The following is a 524-nucleotide window of genomic DNA, read 5'->3' on the forward strand; positions in this document are numbered from 1 at the left end:
CAGAAGAGGCTCGCTTGAACAATTTGATTCAAGAGGAGCAAACATTAAAAGTGGCATTGCGCATAAAAGCCAACAAGGTGGCTGCATTGCCTCAATTGCAATCTCAACTGGACGAGCTCACTACGCGTTATGAGTTGCTGTTGCAACAACTACCGGCACAAAAAGAGTTGGCCACAATGTTGGCGTCGGTAAACGAACTCGGTATCGACAACAAGTTAACGTTTACTCGCATCGATTGGGGAGAAAAGCAATCTGAAAACTTCCTGTATCGATTGCCACTAAATATCGAGCTAACAGGTGATTTCCACGATATCGGTCGTTTTTCACAGGCCATTGCCACACTGCCACGAATCATCACCTTTAAAGATGTGACTTGGCAGCGTGTCAGCCAAGAGAGTGAAACTTTGCACTTCCGAGTGAGAGCAAACACTTATCAGTTCAAGCCTGAGGAAAAGAAAGATGAGAAATAAATCTTTGCTGACGGTGTTGGTAAGCGCTCTATTGGTCGGGTGCCAGGCGAATGA

Annotated in this window: 1 protein-coding gene; it reads left to right on the forward strand. The window is 45.6% G+C overall.

The window, feature by feature from the left end; translation table 11 throughout:
* Positions 1-470: type 4a pilus biogenesis protein PilO (locus tag R8O10_RS27360; protein WP_318192255.1), on the forward strand; the 470-nt coding region annotated here is incomplete at its 5' end.
* Positions 471-524 lie beyond the last annotated feature (54 nt).

Origin of the sequence: Vibrio sp. 1727, from assembly GCF_033344415.1 — a bacterium.
Taxonomy (GTDB): Bacteria; Pseudomonadota; Gammaproteobacteria; order Enterobacterales; family Vibrionaceae; genus Vibrio; species Vibrio alginolyticus.